The organism is Mycolicibacterium pallens (assembly GCF_019456675.1).
Taxonomy (GTDB): domain Bacteria; phylum Actinomycetota; class Actinomycetes; order Mycobacteriales; family Mycobacteriaceae; genus Mycobacterium; species Mycobacterium crocinum.
The window spans coordinates 960803-975898 of the sequence record NZ_CP080333.1 but is presented as its reverse complement, the minus strand read 5'-3'; the positions used below and the strand labels follow the sequence as shown (position 1 = coordinate 975898).

At 66.6% G+C, this 15096-nt stretch carries 13 protein-coding genes; 6 read left to right on the top strand and 7 right to left on the bottom strand.

Annotated features, from left to right (window positions below):
* The first annotated feature begins 22 nt into the window (after positions 1-22).
* Together K0O64_RS04615 and K0O64_RS04610 are read left to right on the top strand one after the other, a co-directional pair.
* A complete protein-coding gene (locus K0O64_RS04615; RefSeq protein WP_220046478.1) occupies positions 23-754 on the top strand; it encodes an ABC transporter ATP-binding protein in 732 nt (243 codons plus the stop codon).
* Positions 754-3453, top strand: coding sequence for a fumarate reductase/succinate dehydrogenase flavoprotein subunit (locus K0O64_RS04610; RefSeq protein ID WP_220046141.1), 2700 nt, complete (start codon positions 754-756; stop codon positions 3451-3453). Before K0O64_RS04615 ends, K0O64_RS04610 begins: the two co-directional genes overlap by 1 nt.
* A 67-nt stretch (positions 3454-3520) precedes the next feature.
* Here K0O64_RS04610 and K0O64_RS30135 read toward each other — a convergent pair whose 3' ends face one another.
* The 3 genes from K0O64_RS30135 to K0O64_RS04595 form a co-directional block, all read right to left on the bottom strand.
* Positions 3521-6229 carry an IniB N-terminal domain-containing protein gene (locus K0O64_RS30135; protein ID WP_220046140.1) on the bottom strand — a complete coding sequence of 903 codons (2709 nt, stop codon included), beginning with the start codon at positions 6227-6229 and terminating at the stop codon, positions 3521-3523.
* Between the two features lie 414 nt (positions 6230-6643).
* Positions 6644-6952 carry a protein UsfY gene (usfY, locus tag K0O64_RS04600; RefSeq protein WP_096310066.1) on the bottom strand — a complete coding sequence of 103 codons (309 nt, stop codon included), beginning with the start codon at positions 6950-6952 and terminating at the stop codon, positions 6644-6646.
* Between the two features lie 173 nt (positions 6953-7125).
* On the bottom strand, positions 7126-7503 hold the full coding sequence (locus K0O64_RS04595; protein WP_220046139.1) for a hypothetical protein: 378 nt from the start codon (positions 7501-7503) through the stop codon (positions 7126-7128).
* A 360-nt stretch (positions 7504-7863) separates the two neighbouring features.
* Here K0O64_RS04595 and K0O64_RS04590 point away from each other — a divergent pair, with 360 nt between their 5' ends.
* The gene (locus tag K0O64_RS04590; RefSeq protein ID WP_220046138.1) at positions 7864-8526 is read left to right on the top strand and encodes a hypothetical protein; all 663 of its coding nucleotides are present in this window, start codon (positions 7864-7866) and stop codon (positions 8524-8526) included.
* The gene (locus tag K0O64_RS04585) at positions 8519-9220 is read left to right on the top strand and encodes a hypothetical protein (RefSeq protein ID WP_220046137.1); all 702 of its coding nucleotides are present in this window, start codon (positions 8519-8521) and stop codon (positions 9218-9220) included. The genes K0O64_RS04590 and K0O64_RS04585 overlap by 8 nt, the downstream gene beginning before the upstream one ends.
* Positions 9221-9224: 4 nt before the next feature.
* On the opposite strand, the gene K0O64_RS04580 is transcribed toward K0O64_RS04585, so the two are convergent.
* Positions 9225-10493, bottom strand: coding sequence for a L,D-transpeptidase (locus K0O64_RS04580; RefSeq protein ID WP_220046136.1), 1269 nt, complete (start codon positions 10491-10493; stop codon positions 9225-9227).
* Positions 10494-10730: 237 nt separating this feature from the next.
* Between K0O64_RS04580 and K0O64_RS04575 the strand changes: the two genes are divergently transcribed.
* Positions 10731-11615: an alpha/beta hydrolase family protein gene (locus K0O64_RS04575; RefSeq protein WP_220046135.1), complete on the top strand. Its 885-nt coding sequence runs from the start codon at positions 10731-10733 to the stop codon at positions 11613-11615.
* Here the strand turns inward: K0O64_RS04575 and K0O64_RS04570 are convergent.
* On the bottom strand, positions 11555-12811 hold the full coding sequence (locus K0O64_RS04570) for a L,D-transpeptidase (protein WP_096310054.1): 1257 nt from the start codon (positions 12809-12811) through the stop codon (positions 11555-11557). The genes K0O64_RS04575 and K0O64_RS04570 overlap by 61 nt on opposite strands.
* Before the next feature lie 148 nt (positions 12812-12959).
* Between K0O64_RS04570 and K0O64_RS04565 the strand changes: the two genes are divergently transcribed.
* Positions 12960-13808 carry an NYN domain-containing protein gene (locus K0O64_RS04565; RefSeq protein WP_220046134.1) on the top strand — a complete coding sequence of 283 codons (849 nt, stop codon included), beginning with the start codon at positions 12960-12962 and terminating at the stop codon, positions 13806-13808.
* On the opposite strand, the gene K0O64_RS04560 is transcribed toward K0O64_RS04565, so the two are convergent.
* Both K0O64_RS04560 and K0O64_RS04555 read right to left on the bottom strand, forming a co-directional pair.
* Complete coding sequence (locus K0O64_RS04560; protein ID WP_220046133.1) at positions 13805-14512, bottom strand: hypothetical protein; 708 nt, start codon at positions 14510-14512, stop codon at positions 13805-13807. The genes K0O64_RS04565 and K0O64_RS04560 overlap by 4 nt on opposite strands.
* Positions 14509-15057: a class I SAM-dependent methyltransferase gene (locus tag K0O64_RS04555; RefSeq protein WP_220046132.1), complete on the bottom strand. Its 549-nt coding sequence runs from the start codon at positions 15055-15057 to the stop codon at positions 14509-14511. Before K0O64_RS04555 ends, K0O64_RS04560 begins: the two co-directional genes overlap by 4 nt.
* Positions 15058-15096 lie beyond the last annotated feature (39 nt).

The window sequence follows — 15096 nt, the reverse complement described above, 5'->3', positions numbered from 1 at the left end:
GCTCACCGCACCGCAAACGGGAATGGCGTTGCAGCTCAACGATCTTGTGCTGAGCTATGGGGGTAAGCCCGTCATCAATCATCTCGACCTGCAGGTGCGGCCCGGTGAGATTTTGATCCTGACCGGCCCCTCCGGGTGCGGCAAGTCCACTGTGCTGCGCGCACTGGCCGGCCTCCTTCGCCCCGACTCTGGTCAGGTGCTCGCCGAGGGTGAGCCGGTGCGCACCACGTCACGCGACCGGGCGCTGGTGTTTCAGGACAACGCCCTCCTGCCCTGGCGCACCGTCCAATCCAACGTCGAACTCGCGCTCAAGCTCGCCGGCACCCCACGGGAGGGCCGTCGTGGGGAGGCCCTGCGCTGGATCTCCGACGTCGGCCTGACCGGCTTCGAGAAGTACCTGCCCAAGAGCCTCTCCGGCGGCATGCGCCAGCGGGTACAGCTGGCCCGCGGCCTCGCCGGCGCACCGCGGGCCGTGATGATGGACGAACCCTTCGGCGCACTCGATGCGCAGACCCGCTCCAGCATGCAGAAGCTGCTGATCGACACCTGGCGCGCACATCCAACCACCATCGTGTTCGTCACTCACGACGTCGACGAGGCACTCCTGATCGGCGACCGCATCGCCGTACTCGGGCGGGCCGGCCAACCGCTACGTGCACTGCACGACGTCCCGACCCCACGCAACCCCTCGGTCGAGCGCAGCGCGCTGCGCTCGGAACTCATTGCCGCCCTTGATACCCCGGAGCTCGTCTGATGCAGATCCCCGACCTGGCCGACACCACACGCCTGGACTGTGACGTGCTCGTCATCGGTGGTGGCACTGCCGGCACGATGGCCGCGCTGACCGCTGCCGAGCACGGCGCCCAGGTGCTGTTGTTGGAGAAGGCGCATGTTCGGCACTCCGGCGCGTTGGCGATGGGTATGGACGGCGTCAACAACGCCGTCATCCCCGGCAAGGCCGTGCCGGAGGACTACGTCGCCGAGATCACCCGGGCCAACGACGGAATCGTCAACCAGCGCACCATCTATCAGACGGCGACCCGCGGCTTCGCGATGGTGCAGCGACTCGAACGTTACGGCGTCAAGTTCGAGAAGGACGAGCACGGCGAGTACGCGGTGCGCCGGGTGCACCGCTCCGGGTCCTACGTGCTGCCGATGCCGGAGGGCAAGGACGTCAAGAAGGCGCTCTACCGGGTGCTGCGGCAGAAGTCGATGCGCGAGAAGATCCAGATCGAGAACCGGTTGATGCCGGTGCGGGTGCTCACGGCAGGTGGTCGGGCGGTGGGTGCCGCGGCGCTGAACTCCCGCACCGGCGAGTTCGTCACCGTCGCAGCCAAAGCGGTGATCCTGGCGACCGGTGCCTGCGGGCGGCTGGGTCTGCCCGCCTCGGGCTATCTGTATGGCACGTACGAGAATCCGACGAACGCCGGCGACGGCTACGCGATGGCGTATCACGCCGGGGCCGAACTCTCCGGCATCGAGTGCTTCCAAATCAACCCGCTGATCAAGGACTACAACGGGCCGGCGTGTGCGTACGTGGCCAACCCGTTCGGTGGCTATCAGGTCAACGCCAACGGCGACCGGTTCGTCGACTCGGACTATTGGTCCGGCCAGATGATGACGGAGGTCAAGCGCGAGATCGAATCCGCGCGCGGACCGATCTACCTCAAGGTCAGTCACCTGCCGGACGAGACGCTGACGGCGCTGGAGAACATCCTGCACACCACCGAGCGGCCCACGCGCGGCACCTTCCACGCCAACCGCGGTCACGACTACCGCACCCACGACATCGAGATGCACATCTCCGAAATCGGCCTGTGCAGCGGGCATTCCGCCTCAGGCGTGTGGGTCGACGAGCATGCCCGCACCACCGTGCCCGGCCTGTATGCCGCCGGTGACATGGCGTGCGTGCCCCACAATTACATGATCGGCGCTTTCGTCTACGGTGAGCTGGCCGGCGAGCACGCGGCAGCCACTCTCGCCGATCTCGAGGCACCGCAAACACTTCCGGACGACCAGATCCGCGAGGCGCATGAGCTGGTGTACCGGCCGCTGCTCCATCCCGACGGGCCACCGCAGCCGCAGGTGGAGTACAAACTGCGTCGTTTCGTCAACGACTATGTCGCGCCGCCGAAGACGGCGACGAAACTGTCGATCGCTGTCGACACCTTCGAGCGGATGCACACCGAGATCGAGCAGATCGGAGCCCGCACCCCACACGAGTTGATGCGCGCGGTCGAGGTGTCGTTCATCAGGGACTGCGCGGAAATGGCGGCGCGGTCTTCGCTCACCCGCACCGAATCCCGTTGGGGTCTTTACCATGATCGCTCCGACGTGCCCGATCGCGACGACGTGAATTGGCGCTACCACCTGAACCTGCGCAAGACCGCGGACGGGACGATGGAGTTCCTCAAGCGCCCGGTCGCCCCGTATTTCGTTCCGGTACCGGGCCTCGACGATCTGCCGACCGGTGAGACCGAACCGATCCCAGTGGAACAGCCGACCATCGCGCGCGACCGGCAGTGGAACTCGACGCCGGCGACCACGGTGATCCAGCCGCCCGCCCAGCCTCCGTCGCCACGGATCGCTGCCGTGCTGGCACTGGAATCACCCACGCTCGAGGACCTCGCCGAGTTCCTCACCGATCCCGATCCGGCTGTGCGCCGCACCGCCGTGGACGCGTTGAGCGAGCACCTGTGTGACGGGTATGCGGGCGCGTTGATCGCGGCGTTGGCCGACGAGGACGCCGGCGTACGCCGCGCTGCGTCCGACGGTGTGCGGGAACTCGTGGAAGTGCTACCCGATCCCGCTGCGGCACAACCACTTCTGTCCTCACCGGACCCTGTGGTCCGCAGCTCCGCGCTCTACCTGCTCAGCTTCCGGAGAGTGGGTGACGTCCACAGCTTCCGGGCCGCGCTCACCGACCCCGATCACCGAGTGCGGATTGAGGCGGTCCGTGCGCTGGTATCGGTCGACGACGCCGACGGCGTGGCCTCGGCCGCCCGGGACGAGAACCGCGAGGTTCGGATTGCCGCCGCGAACGGCTTGGGCACCCTGGCGAGCGGACCCACCGCGGTGCGTCACCTCACTGGCGACCCAGACCCGTTGGTGCGCGCTGCCGCGCTGGCCGCCCTCGGCCAAGTCGGCTGTGAAGACTCCGATCTGCTCGCCATCGAGCGGGCGCTGCGCGACACCGCGTGGCAGATCCGGGTGGGAGCCGTCAAGGGCTTGTCTGGTGCAGACGAAGCGGGTGTGGAGTTGTTGATCCGCGCTCTGCTCGACCGACACTTGGATGTGCGCAAGGCCGCGGTACTGGGCTTGACGCGGTGGGCGTTCGAAACGGCCGCCTGCGAGGCGCTGCAGGGCGCATTGGACGATACCGACGCCGACGTGCGCGCCTATGCCCGGCAGGCGCTGGCCCGATCAGCGGAGTTCGCCGACATCTCGGAATAGGCTGGCACACAAACACATCGGTGGGGACCATACGGTCCCCACCGATTCTGTGTCAGGCGTTCGCGGGTCAGAACCCGGTGTGCTGATCGAACTGGTTGTGCGACGATAGGTCGGTGCTCGCCTGGCTGTGCGCAGCCGCACTGTCGTGGCTCGTGTCGTACAGCGAGTGACTCGAGTAGTCCGTGCTCGCGTGCGACGACTGGTCGTACGTCGAGTGATCGGGCACCGGAGTCGCCGCGGCGTGGCTCGACGCGTCGAAGGCCGAGTGCTGGTCGACGGTCGCCGAGCTGTGGCTGTTGTCCACCGCGCTCGAGCCGCCGGCATGGGCACCGCCCTGCGACGTGGTGATCACCGAGCCGCCATTGGAGCCGGCCGCGACCTGCCCACCACCCGTGGCCGAGCCACCGGTGTGGATGACGCTGCTGCCCTGCGACGGGGTGGTCGCAGCCGAGCCCTGAGTCGTCGTCGACGCGGAGCCGCTGGCACCGGTGTTGACGGAGCCGTGGCCGCCGAGCGCCGCGGTGTCGTGGCCCAGGATGCTGCCCTGTCCGCCAAAGGCGTTCTGGAACGAGGTGTTTCCGCCCGCCGAGACATGATCGGCCGCTGCGGACCCGCTCGTCGAACCGCCGGCCTGAACCGAGTTGTGCAGATTCAGGTTTGCGGCCTCGTGGTTGAGGAAGCTCGCGCTGCCGCCACCGGAGGCATTGGCGCCGCCGGTGATGCTGGAGCCACCGCTGATCCCAGTCTGGCCACTCGCGTGGGCCGCAGAGGTTTCCGACGCCGCGACATGAGTCTGCCCGCCGAAGGCGCCACCGAGGTTGGACTGGCCGCTGACCACGCCACCCAGGTTGGTCTGGCCACCGAAGCCGGCGGCGACGTTGGTCTGCCCGCCCAGAGCCGCACCATCGTTGTGCAGGAAGCTCGCCGCCGCGGTGTTGCTGGCCGCCACTTGCGTGCCGGCAGTCACGCCGCCCAGCGGGCTGGTGAATGCGGCTGCGGTCGTGCTGCTCGCGGCAGTGTTGCCGGCTGCGGTCAAACCGCCGCCACCCAGGCCGATCGATCCGCCACCAGCCGCAGCGGTCTGGCTGCCGGCGCTGATGCCGCCAAGCGGGCTGCTGAAGCCGACATTGGACGTGTTGTTGAAGCTGGCGTTCTCCTGCGCGCTGAGGCCGGAGCCGACATTGGCCGAACCGCTTGCGCTGCCACCGGCACTCGTGCTGGTGCTGCCGCTGAGCGTGGTTCGACGGTCGGCATCGACCTCATTGCCGGTCGCGATGACGCCGGCGCGATCGTTGATCTGCGCACCACCGGCGAGCTGGCTGCTGCCACCGGCGGCGAAGTTGCTGCCAGCCTGCGCGCCGCCACCGAACTGGCCACCGACCTGACCACCAAAACCGCTCTGCGCGTTGATGTTAGCGCCGCCACCGAGGCCAGCCGCGGCACCTGCGCCAGCGGCTGCGGCGCCGCCGAGTTCAGCGCCACCCTGGACGCCACCCCCGAGTTCGGCGCCAGCGTTGAAACCGGTGTTCACCCCAAACCCGCTCTGGCCACCAAGCTCAACGCCACTCTCGAACTGCGTGCTGCCACCGGCACCAAACTCGGTACCAAAGCCCGTGCCCAAACCGCCACCGAGATTGCCACCCAACTCAGCACCACTCTGGAAACCACCACCAAGCTCAGCGCCACCGTTGAAACCGGTGTTCACCCCAAACCCGCTCTGACCACCAAGCTCAACACCACTCTCGAACTGAGTGCTGCCACCGGCACCAAACTCGGTACCAAAGCCCGTGCCCAAACCGCCACCGACATTGCCACCCAACTCAGCACCACTCTGGAAACCACCACCAAGCTCAGCGCCACCGTTGAAACCGGTGTTCACCCCAAACCCGCTCTGGCCACCAAGCTCAGCGCCGCTCTCGAAGCCGCCGCCCAACTCGGCACCGGTGTGGAAACCGCCACCGAGTTCCGCGCCACTCTCGAATCCACCGTTGGCACCGAATCCGGTACCGAAGCCCGTGCCCAGACCAACCCCAGTCTGGCCACCGAGCTCCGCACCGCCGCCAACTTCCAGACCGGAGTTGAAGCCGGCCCCGATTTCAGTACCAAAGCCGGAGTGGAATCCACCGCCGAGCTCGGCGCCGCCACCGGCACCGAAGCCGGTGCCAAAGCCGCTGCCCAGACCAACCCCAGTCTGGCCACCGATGGCAGAGCCACCGCCAACCTCAGCACCCAGTCCGGCGTTGAAGCCCGCCTCGACCTCGACGCTCATACCGGCCTGGAAGCCGGCACCGATTCCGGCGCCCAGCCCTCCGCCGGTATTGAATCCGCCGCCGAGGCCGGTACCGAGTCCGGCACCAAGGCCGAGTCCGGTCTCCACGCCACCGCCGAGCGCTGCGCCGAGTCCGGCGCCGAGGCTTTCGCCCAGTCCCAGGCCGATGCCGTCACCGACCGCGGCGGCCAGGTTCGACCCACCATCCACGCCGAGATTGAGCGCCTGGTCGGCGACCACGCCGGCGGCCGCACCCGGGGCGGAAAGGAGTCCTTCCACCGGCGCGAAGCCGAACTGGTTCGACACAGCCTGCGCAAGGCCCGACACCGGGTCCGCACCGACGAGGTCGAGCCCCGGGATTGCGGAGGCAGCGACCGACTGAATCTGCTCAGGACTGACATTGGCCAGACCTGCGTTCGCCAGCGCCGCATTCGGGTCGGCGACGAACGTCTGCGCAGCAGACTCGTTGTTGAACAGGTCAAGGATGAATTGGAGCAGGGAGTCCATTGGACGTTCCTTCCTAGTCTCTCGGAAAGCTCGATCGCCGGCCCCGTCCGGTGATTACTAGCCACGGTATGGAGATGACGCGCACCCCGAAATGGGGCGCGGTCCCCTACCCGATACGGGTAGTACCGGGATATCCCAGCAATCCCCGTTAGGGGATTAGGGGATCGCTAGGGTGTCCACGCTGGCTTCGCAGAACACTGTCAGTCGGATCGGTATAGATACTGTTCACAGCCCCATTCATGGGCAAGTGCAGTGTGTGAACTGATTCACAACCGTTACCGATTTATTGACGTCCAGGCAATTATCAGCAAACGGCAAAGAGGTAAATCCCCACGTAAAGCGCCGTCTTGGATAGACGCGACAACTGTCTACGCCCGGGCACCCTCGGGGTGCCGGGAACCTCAGACGGCCCGTCTACACCGCGTGGTGATGCGGGTGGCTGGGGTGGTCATCCAGCCAACGCCGCTCTACCCGCACGACCCGGTGATGCTCGGCCATGATCAGCAGCGCGCCGACAATCAGCAGTCCGGCCGCGACCGAGCCAAGCATCAGCAGCAGCTCGTGATGGTTGTAGGCCAGCGCCGCGATAACGCCCACCAGTCCCACGACACCTAGGGCGATCAGGAACAGGCCGGGAAGCCACAGCGTGTCGATGAACGATTCGCCGGCGTGCGGTTGTGTTGTTCGGGAGTGATCCACCGGATCGCGAAATGCGCCCTTCATCGCGTCTCCTTTCCTACAGAGACGCTTCCAACGCTACGCCTGTGTGACCCACGGCACACCTGAGCTCACGCTGATAAATACCTGATATTGACCTTAACGTCAGCTAGTCTGATCGCTCGACGGATCGCCGGGGGGTATCGCGTGACTCGAACACTTCGCCTCTACAGGTCCACTCATCGCCTCGCCGCCATTGCCACCGCCGGCATCGTTGCGGCCAGCGCGCTGTCAGCGCCGATCGCAGCAGACGTTGCAGTGCCGCGGCATCCTCCGGCGATCCAGGTGCACTCGTTTGCTGTCGACCTCACCGCTGTGGCACACACCACGGGAGTCAGCGCTTCGTCCCACCGCAGTGCCGCCGCGGTTCCGCAACTGAACTTTGCGCCCCCCACTCCGCAGCAGGTGGTGGCGACCATCGGGGTGGTCGCTGTCGCAGCGGCTTGGTACGCAACGTTCCCGGTCACATTGCCGCTGAGCGTCGGTGTCGGAGTGTTGTTGAACGTCTTGGTCAAGGGCGTCAGCATGCAGCCGATCACCATCGACCCGGTCTTCATCGTCGGAGCGAGTCTGGCGAGCTTTGTACTAGCTCCCTATTTCTTGGCGTCTCCACTGATTGCGCTAACTGCGCAATCGAAGACGACTTCCGCTTCGGCACAGGCGAATTCAACTCCTGTGGTTCAACCTTCCAGCACATCACCGTCTTCCCGTCGAGATCATGGCCGGTCCGGTAGCGGCGGCTCGCGACGGAACGCGAATTCCGATCGGGTGCCATCGGCGCATCGGGCAGCCAAGGACACGGCCACGTCCCTGAACAAGCACGCTAAATCCGCCAGGCCAGCCAGCGGTACGAGCAGGAGAACTCATCCATGAGGATCACTCCTATAGCCGCCGCAGCAATCGTCGCCGCGGGCCTCGTGACCGCGCCGGATACGACCGACGTCGCGATCTCCCGGCATACTCCAACTATTCAGATTCATTCCCTCGCAGTCGATCTCACCTCGACGGTCCTATCCACCGTCTCCGAGAACGCGACTGCCGACCACACCGCCTCGGCGGCTCCACAGGCCAGCCTTTCAGTCTCGCAGGAGCTCAAGAGTGCGGTCACCTACGCGACGGTCACGGCCGCCCTCATTGCCTTGACGCCCGTTTGGTACGCGACTTTCCCGGTCACGATCCCCGTCAGCCTCGCGGTCGCCGGCTACGTTGTCGCGGCGTTAAGCATCCTCAGTGGCGGCCTCAAGCAGTCGTATATCCCGCTCGCGCTCGGGCTGGGCCTGGGAGGGTGGGCCGTCGGCCCGCTGTATCTCGTCGACCAGGCCGCGAAAACGACGGGCCGGTACATCAAATCTCTTGTCGACCCTGCCCCCACCCAAACGACTGCGTCGTCAAGCGCTTCGCAGACCCTGCGCGAAGCTCGCCAAACCAAGAGAGGCCAGGCCGGCTCGCGACGGAACGCGAACTCCAACCGGACACCATCGGCGCATCGGGCAGCCAAGGACACTACCCCGCCCACCAACGGGAAGCGCACGGGAACCGCAGGAACCGGCCGGAGCGTCAGCAAGGGTGGCCATGAATGAATCAACCCGACAGGGTGGCAACACATCTCGCGTCGCTGCGGTGGCCGTTGCGGCGACCATCGCTCTAGGTCTGCTTTCCGCACCCGTCCCTGCCGACACGGCCGTCACCCGTCAGGCACTGGCGATCCACACACAGACAATCGCCGTCGACCTCACCGCCGTGGCCGCGCAGATCAGCCCTGTCACCGCAGCAGCCGCCACTCCCAAAGCCAACGCGGCCGGCCTAGATCTCAACAGTGTGGCAAGAGTCGCCGCTCTGATCGCACTAACGCCCGTTTGGTACGCGGCCTTCCCGGTCACCCTGACCGCCACTGTTGGCGTCCTGTATTTTGCGATGGTTGCGATCTCCTGCATCAGCGCATGCGGTGTGGGGCTTGATCCCGCGAACGCTCTCAAGCTCGGCATCGAGACCTGGGCGCTCGGCCCTGTCAACCTGATCCAGTCAGAGCTGAAAGGCATTGTCCCGCACTCAAGCTCCGCGACAGCGACACCAAGTGCAGCACGAACCGCAAGTCTGCCGACACCACCGCAAACGGCGCGTCATGCGCGCGGAGCCAAACCGGGCCTCGCCGATTCCCTACCAAAGGCCAAGTCGGGCCGCACGCCATCAGCAGAGGCGAAGGCCAAGCGCCCACCAACATCCAGTGACAAGAAGCGCACGGCCGGCTCGGGCCGCGACACCGACAAGCACTGAGCCCCTACGGCTTCGGTGTCAGCGCGCTGCCCTTCAACCACTCGCCCCACGGCAGCGACCAGTCGCCGTTCTGCCAGATCTCCAGCTTGGGACCGCCGGTGTTCTTGACCTCCACCACATCACCGGGCTGGGAGAAATCGAAGAACCACGACGCATTCGACCCGTTGAGGTTCAGGCAGCCGTGCGAGACGTTGGTGTTGCCCTGCGCCCACGTCGTGTCGTTGAGCTGGTGCAGATAGATGCCGTCGGTACTGATTCGGGTGGCGTAGGGAATCTTGACCTTGTAGCCCATCGACGAGGCCACCGGCAGACCATAGGTCGACGAGTCCATCGTCACCGACTCGGCCTTGTCGATCACCGTGTACACCCCGGGTGGGGTCCAGAACGAAAACGTCCGTCCCGCAATGGTTTGGTAGCCGCCCTGCCCCATCGATGTGGGCATCGCCCGAACCAGTTTGCCGTTGTCGAAGACGCTGACGGTCTTGGTGGTGTCGTCGGCGATGGAGACGTGCGCGTCGCCAATGGTGAAGGTGGCCTTCTCGTTTTCCTCGCCGTACATCCCGTCGCCGACGCGCACGCCGAAGATGTTGGCGGCCACCGACACCGTCGTACCCGGCGCGTAATACTTGGCTGGGCGCCAATGCGCGGTCCTGTCGGCCACCCAGTACCACGATCCCTGCACCGGTGGATTGGTCGTCACCACCAGGTTGCGTTCGGCGGCTGCCTTGTCAGCGATGTCTTCGTCGAAGCGCGCGGCAATGATGGTGCCGATGCCGTAGCGCGTCTCCTCATGAATCGGCAGGCCGCCCGGCGTCTCCAGATACACATGGGTGAGGTAATCGGGCGAGGCGGTCGAGAACTTCGTCGTGCGCGCCAGCGGCACACCGCTGGCACCCTGGCTGTCCACCTTCATCGTGTACGTGCGCCCGTACTTGAGCGGCTGCGCCGGCTGCCACGACGCCCGGTCCGGCGACAGCGTGCCCGTCAGGGTGTTGCCGTAGTCGTCGACCAGCGAGACGTTGGTCAGGCTGCCGCCGACCACTTGAGCAGTGACCCGGCTCAGCGGGCTGAGGTCGGTCGAGCCGTTGGCCGGGGTGATGCCGAGCAGCGGCGGCTTCGGTGGCGCGGGCGGCAACTGCACCTGGGCGGTCGCGGTGGCGGTCTTGCACACGCCTCGGCAGCCCGGCAGCCCGGCGACGTCACTCACCAGAACACCGAGGAGCAGCACGGCCACCACGAGGCCAGCCGTGCGTGCACGACGGGAAAAGACCACCGAAAATCACTCCAGAGCAGGTCGACGATGAGTTGCGGCGTCACCTTTGACGCCTGAGATCATAGACGTCCCGGGGCCCCTGATGTCACCTGACGAGGCTCGCCTCTTCCTCCACCTGCAGCAAACATCCATTCATGAGCGAAATCTAACTTTTGATCCCTCGGCGGGGCTAGCGTAGCGGGGAAGATCGGGCAGTTCTCCGATCCGACACTGCACGCTGCGACGGGGGTCGACGAGTTGAGCAAGCGCACGCGCCGCGTCGGCGAAAGCCTGATCGCCGCGACCGCGGTGGTGGCCATCGGCGTGTCGGCCACGGTGCCCGATACCCCGGCTTCGACCCGCTCCGCGACCTCGACGATCAAGCTCGCGGCGGTCGTGACACCCGGCACCGCCACCAACCCGGACGCGACGGGCATCGACAAGTTCTACGGCGTCGATTGGAACGCCGCCTACGGACCGACCGTCGTCGCGACATTCCACCTGCTGCGCGACCAGATCCAGGTCGACGCCATCGACGAGGCACTCAAGACCAATCCCGAGCCGAACGTCGTGCTGACATCCGGGCGCGGCGCAGGCAACGCCAGCGCGCTCATCAGCTCCTACGTCCGCGACGACGATCCGACGCTGTATCGCACTGATTGGATGCTGGACAACAACATCGACCGCCCCAATGGCGGGTACGCCACCCGGCTGCCGTTCTTCGCCATGGTGGGCGTGAACCCGTGCCCCACCCCGACGACCACCGGGGCCGACATCATCGACGTCGGCTACGCGTACGCCTGGAATTCCGATGTCCCCCTCTACACCACCAACGTGCTGGCGCTGCTGAACTCGATCACCGAGTACGCCTACCGCTACCGCAAGCAAGACTCCGTCGTCCTGCCCCACGCCCTGCTCAATCCCGACGGCTCAGTGAATTGCCGAACGACTACCCGCTGCCATCCAGCAGGGCATCGCCGCGGCCAGAGCCGACATCTCACATCGCCCCAAGGCCGCTCTTGCCGCCGTGAAGCATGCACCCGTCAAGACGACCGGCGGCACGGGGCACTCCAGGCGGTAACTCAGTGCAGCGCACTGCCTTTGAGCCACTCGCTCCACGGCAGCGTCCAATCGCCGTTCTGAGTCAGCTGCAGGGGCGGGCCGCCGGTGTTCTTGACTTCGACGACGTCCCCGGGCACCGAAAAGTCGTAGAACCAGGCGGCGTTCTCGCCGCTGAGGTTCAGGCAGCCGTGGGAGACGTTGGTGTTGCCCTGCGCCCACACCGTCGCATTCAGTTGGTGTAGGTAGATCCCGTCCGGGCTGATCCGGGTGGCGTACGGAATGGTCTCGCGGTATCCCAACCGCGAGTTGATGGGCAGACCGTAGGTGGACGAGTCCATGATCACCGGGTTGGCCTTGTCCATCACGGTGTAGACGCCCGGTGGCGTCCAGAACGTCAGCGTCTGCCCGCCGATCGTCTCGCTGCCACCCCTGCCCATCGAGGTCGGCATGGTGCGCACCAACTTGCCGTTGTCGAACACGCTGACCTGCTTGGTGGTGTCGTCGGCGACCGAGACGTGCGCATCCCCGATGGTGAACGTCGCGGAGGAATCCTGCTCGCCATACAGACCGTCACCGAGCGGCACCCCATAGACGTTCGCCCGCACGGTCACCGAAGTGCCTGGGGCATAATACTTTTCGGGACGCCAATGCGCAGTCTGGTCGTCCATCCAGTACCACGATCCCTGCACCGGCGGGTTCGTGGTGACCGAGAGGTGCCGCTCGGCGGCGGCCCGGTCGCTGATGGGCTCGCCGAAGTGCGCGACGACGACGGTGCCGATCCCCATCCGGGCACCGTCGAGCAGCTGCCAGCCCGGCGTCGTGAAGGTCACCTGGGTCTGATCGCTGGGCACCAGTGTCTGGAAGGTCGACGACATCGTCGACGGCACCCCGCCGGGGCCGCGGGCGTCGACGGTGAGCGTGTAGGAACGCCCGTAGCCCAACGGCACGGTCGGCTTCCAGGTTTTGAAGTCCGGGGTGACGATGCCCGGGATGGGCTTGTCGGCGTCATTGACCATCGTGACGCGGGTCAGCACGCCGGTCTTGGCCACCACGCTGATACCGCCGAGCGGGTCGACGTCGGTCGCGCCGTCGGCCGGTGTGAGGGCGACGGCAGCCGGATCTTTCGACGGCGCCGGCTGCGGGGTGAGCGCCGCCGCCTCGGTCCGGCAGTGCTCGGGGCAGCGCGGCGCGGAGGAGACGACGACTCCGCCGAGCACGGCAAGCACCGCCAGAACCACCCCGAGGCACGCTCCCCGGGCACGACGACTCAAGGTCAACTTGTTTACTCCATGCGAATTCACGAGGTTGGCCACTGTTGGCGGGATACCCAAATCTGCCGGGCCCCTGAAGCATAGACGCAGTGGGAGGGCGTCGCGTTCGGGCAAAGACACGTGCCGCGTCACAACATGGACAAGACTTGAGCACATGACCGAACCCGGTGCTGCACGCGTTGCGGTGTACCTCGACTTCGACAACATCGTGATCTCCCGCTACGACCAGGTCAACGGCCGCAACTCTTTTCAACGCGATAAGGCGAAAGGTCTGGAGGCGCCCAAGCTGACCCGCGCGCGCGTTGATGTGGGCGCGATCTTGGATTTCGCGTCGTCGTTCGGGACGGTGGTATTGACGCGCGCGTATGCCGACTGGTCTGCCGACGTCAACGCCGAATATCAGCAGCAGCTCGTCGGCCGCGCCGTGGATCTGGTGCAGCTATTCCCGGCCGCGGCCTATGGCAAGAACGCCGCCGACATCCGGCTGGCGGTGGATGCCGTCGAGGACATGTTCCGCCTGCCCGACCTCACCCATGTGGTGATTGTGGCCGGCGACTCCGACTACATCCCGCTCGCGCAGCGCTGCAAGCGGTTGGGCCGCTACGTCGTCGGCATCGGCGTGGCCGGTTCGTCGAGCCGCGCGCTCGCGGCGGCCTGCGACGACTTCGTCATCTACGACTCGCTGCCCGGCGTCCCGGTGTTCGAGCCGGCCGCGAGCGAGGAACCCCCGAAGCGGACCAAGCGCACAAAAGCCGACAAGGAGCCGCCCGACCCGCAGACAGTGGCCACCGCGCTGCTGCAGCGCGCGCTGCAGATCGGTCTGGGCAAGGACGACGCCGACTGGCTGCACAACTCGGCGGTCAAGGCACAGATGAAGCGGATGGACCCGTCGTTCTCGGAGAAGTCGTTGGGGTTCAAGTCGTTCAGCGACTTCCTGCGGTCGCGCACCGATGTCGTCGAACTCGACGAGAGCTCCACGACCCGGATGGTCAAGCTTCGCTAAGCGGTCACGTCGATCCACACCGCGCGGGCAGCGGCCAACAATTCGCCGCCGGCGGTGTACAGCGCGGAGTTCGCGCCGATCTTGCGTCCGTCCCGCCAGTCCGACGCCGCGACCACCACGCATACCTCGCCCACCCGCGGGCACCGGTCGATGCGGGTGGTCATCCGGCCCAGCACCGCGACACCTCCCGGGATGCGGTTGAGCACCGCCCACCCGCCGGGGCAGTCCAGCGCCGCCCAGACGATCTCGGGCCGCACGACGCCGTCGTCGTCGCCCAGCGATTCGTCCGGGATCCATCGGTCGGCCAACACCGACTGCCCGGGTATGCGCCTCACGAAAATCCGCAGCCCGTCACCGGATTCGCGGTCCGGACCGCAGGTGAAGCAGCTGCGGAACGGATGGCTCTCGTCCTGAACCGCGATCGGTGCCTCGGCCGGGATGTCCAGCACCGGCGGCACCGCATCAACCGGGTCGGCGGCGGGTTTGGCCACAGCGACGACGTCCCCGCCGGCGGGACGCACCTCGTAGACCGGACCGCGTTCCTCGACCAGCAGGGCGGCGTCCAGCGGCGGCGGCGACACCAGCGTCACCTCGACAACATCGGCGGGCACCTGCGCGGCGATCACGCCGCAGGCGTAGCCACCGTTGGCGCTTCCGGGCGGACCGTTAAATCGTCCGGCCAACAGCAGTGACGGTTCGGTCATGACCGTTCTCCCTTCGACGCCACCAGCCACGCTTGGCCGTCACTCTCCCCCGCGCCCAGTATCTGCAGAGCGGCGAAGGCGTTCTCGAGTTCCCCGGCGCCGGCACGAAACGGGCCCGGCTCGGCACCGACGTCGCTGAGCACGCTGATCGCCAACACACCGCCGGCTGCCAACCTGTCGATGATCGCCGGATACAGGCTGGGATCCCGGAACCGATGGCACAGGATCAGGCTGGCCGGCGGGCCCGGCGGCAGGCCGTCGTCAAGGTCGACGACTGAGAACCGGCACCGGTCGGTGACTCCGTGGCGCGCCGCCAAGTCCTGCGCCTGCTCGACGGCGACCGTCGACACGTCGACGCCCAACACGGAGAGGCCGCGCTCGGCCAGCCACACCGACGCCGCCCCGAACCCGCACGCTACGTCCAGCGCCTCACCCGAGGTCGGCAGCTCATCCGCGTACGGCGCGAACACCTCGGGCAGCCGCGGCGGCCCCGCGAACCGGCCCGCGTATTTGCCGTCCCAACGGACTCGGTCAGCCTCGGACACACCGCTCACCGTAACGGCCGGAAATCCCTCGTAGGCCGA

What these genes read in the sequence shown, in the direction of transcription:
- K0O64_RS04585 (WP_220046137.1), top strand. Translation starts at nt 8,519, where the DNA reads ATGAATGAATCAACCCGACAGGGTGGCAACACATCTCGCGTCGCTGCG.
- K0O64_RS30135 (WP_220046140.1), bottom strand. Translation starts at nt 6,229, where the DNA reads ATGGACTCCCTGCTCCAATTCATCCTTGACCTGTTCAACAACGAGTCT.
- K0O64_RS04560 (WP_220046133.1), bottom strand. Translation starts at nt 14,512, where the DNA reads ATGACCGAACCGTCACTGCTGTTGGCCGGACGATTTAACGGTCCGCCC.
- usfY (WP_096310066.1), bottom strand. Translation starts at nt 6,952, where the DNA reads ATGAAGGGCGCATTTCGCGATCCGGTGGATCACTCCCGAACAACACAA.
- K0O64_RS04615 (WP_220046478.1), top strand. Translation starts at nt 23, where the DNA reads ATGGCGTTGCAGCTCAACGATCTTGTGCTGAGCTATGGGGGTAAGCCC.
- K0O64_RS04595 (WP_220046139.1), bottom strand. Translation starts at nt 7,503, where the DNA reads ATGAAGACCGGGTCGATGGTGATCGGCTGCATGCTGACGCCCTTGACC.
- K0O64_RS04610 (WP_220046141.1), top strand. Translation starts at nt 754, where the DNA reads ATGCAGATCCCCGACCTGGCCGACACCACACGCCTGGACTGTGACGTG.
- K0O64_RS04565 (WP_220046134.1), top strand. Translation starts at nt 12,960, where the DNA reads ATGACCGAACCCGGTGCTGCACGCGTTGCGGTGTACCTCGACTTCGAC.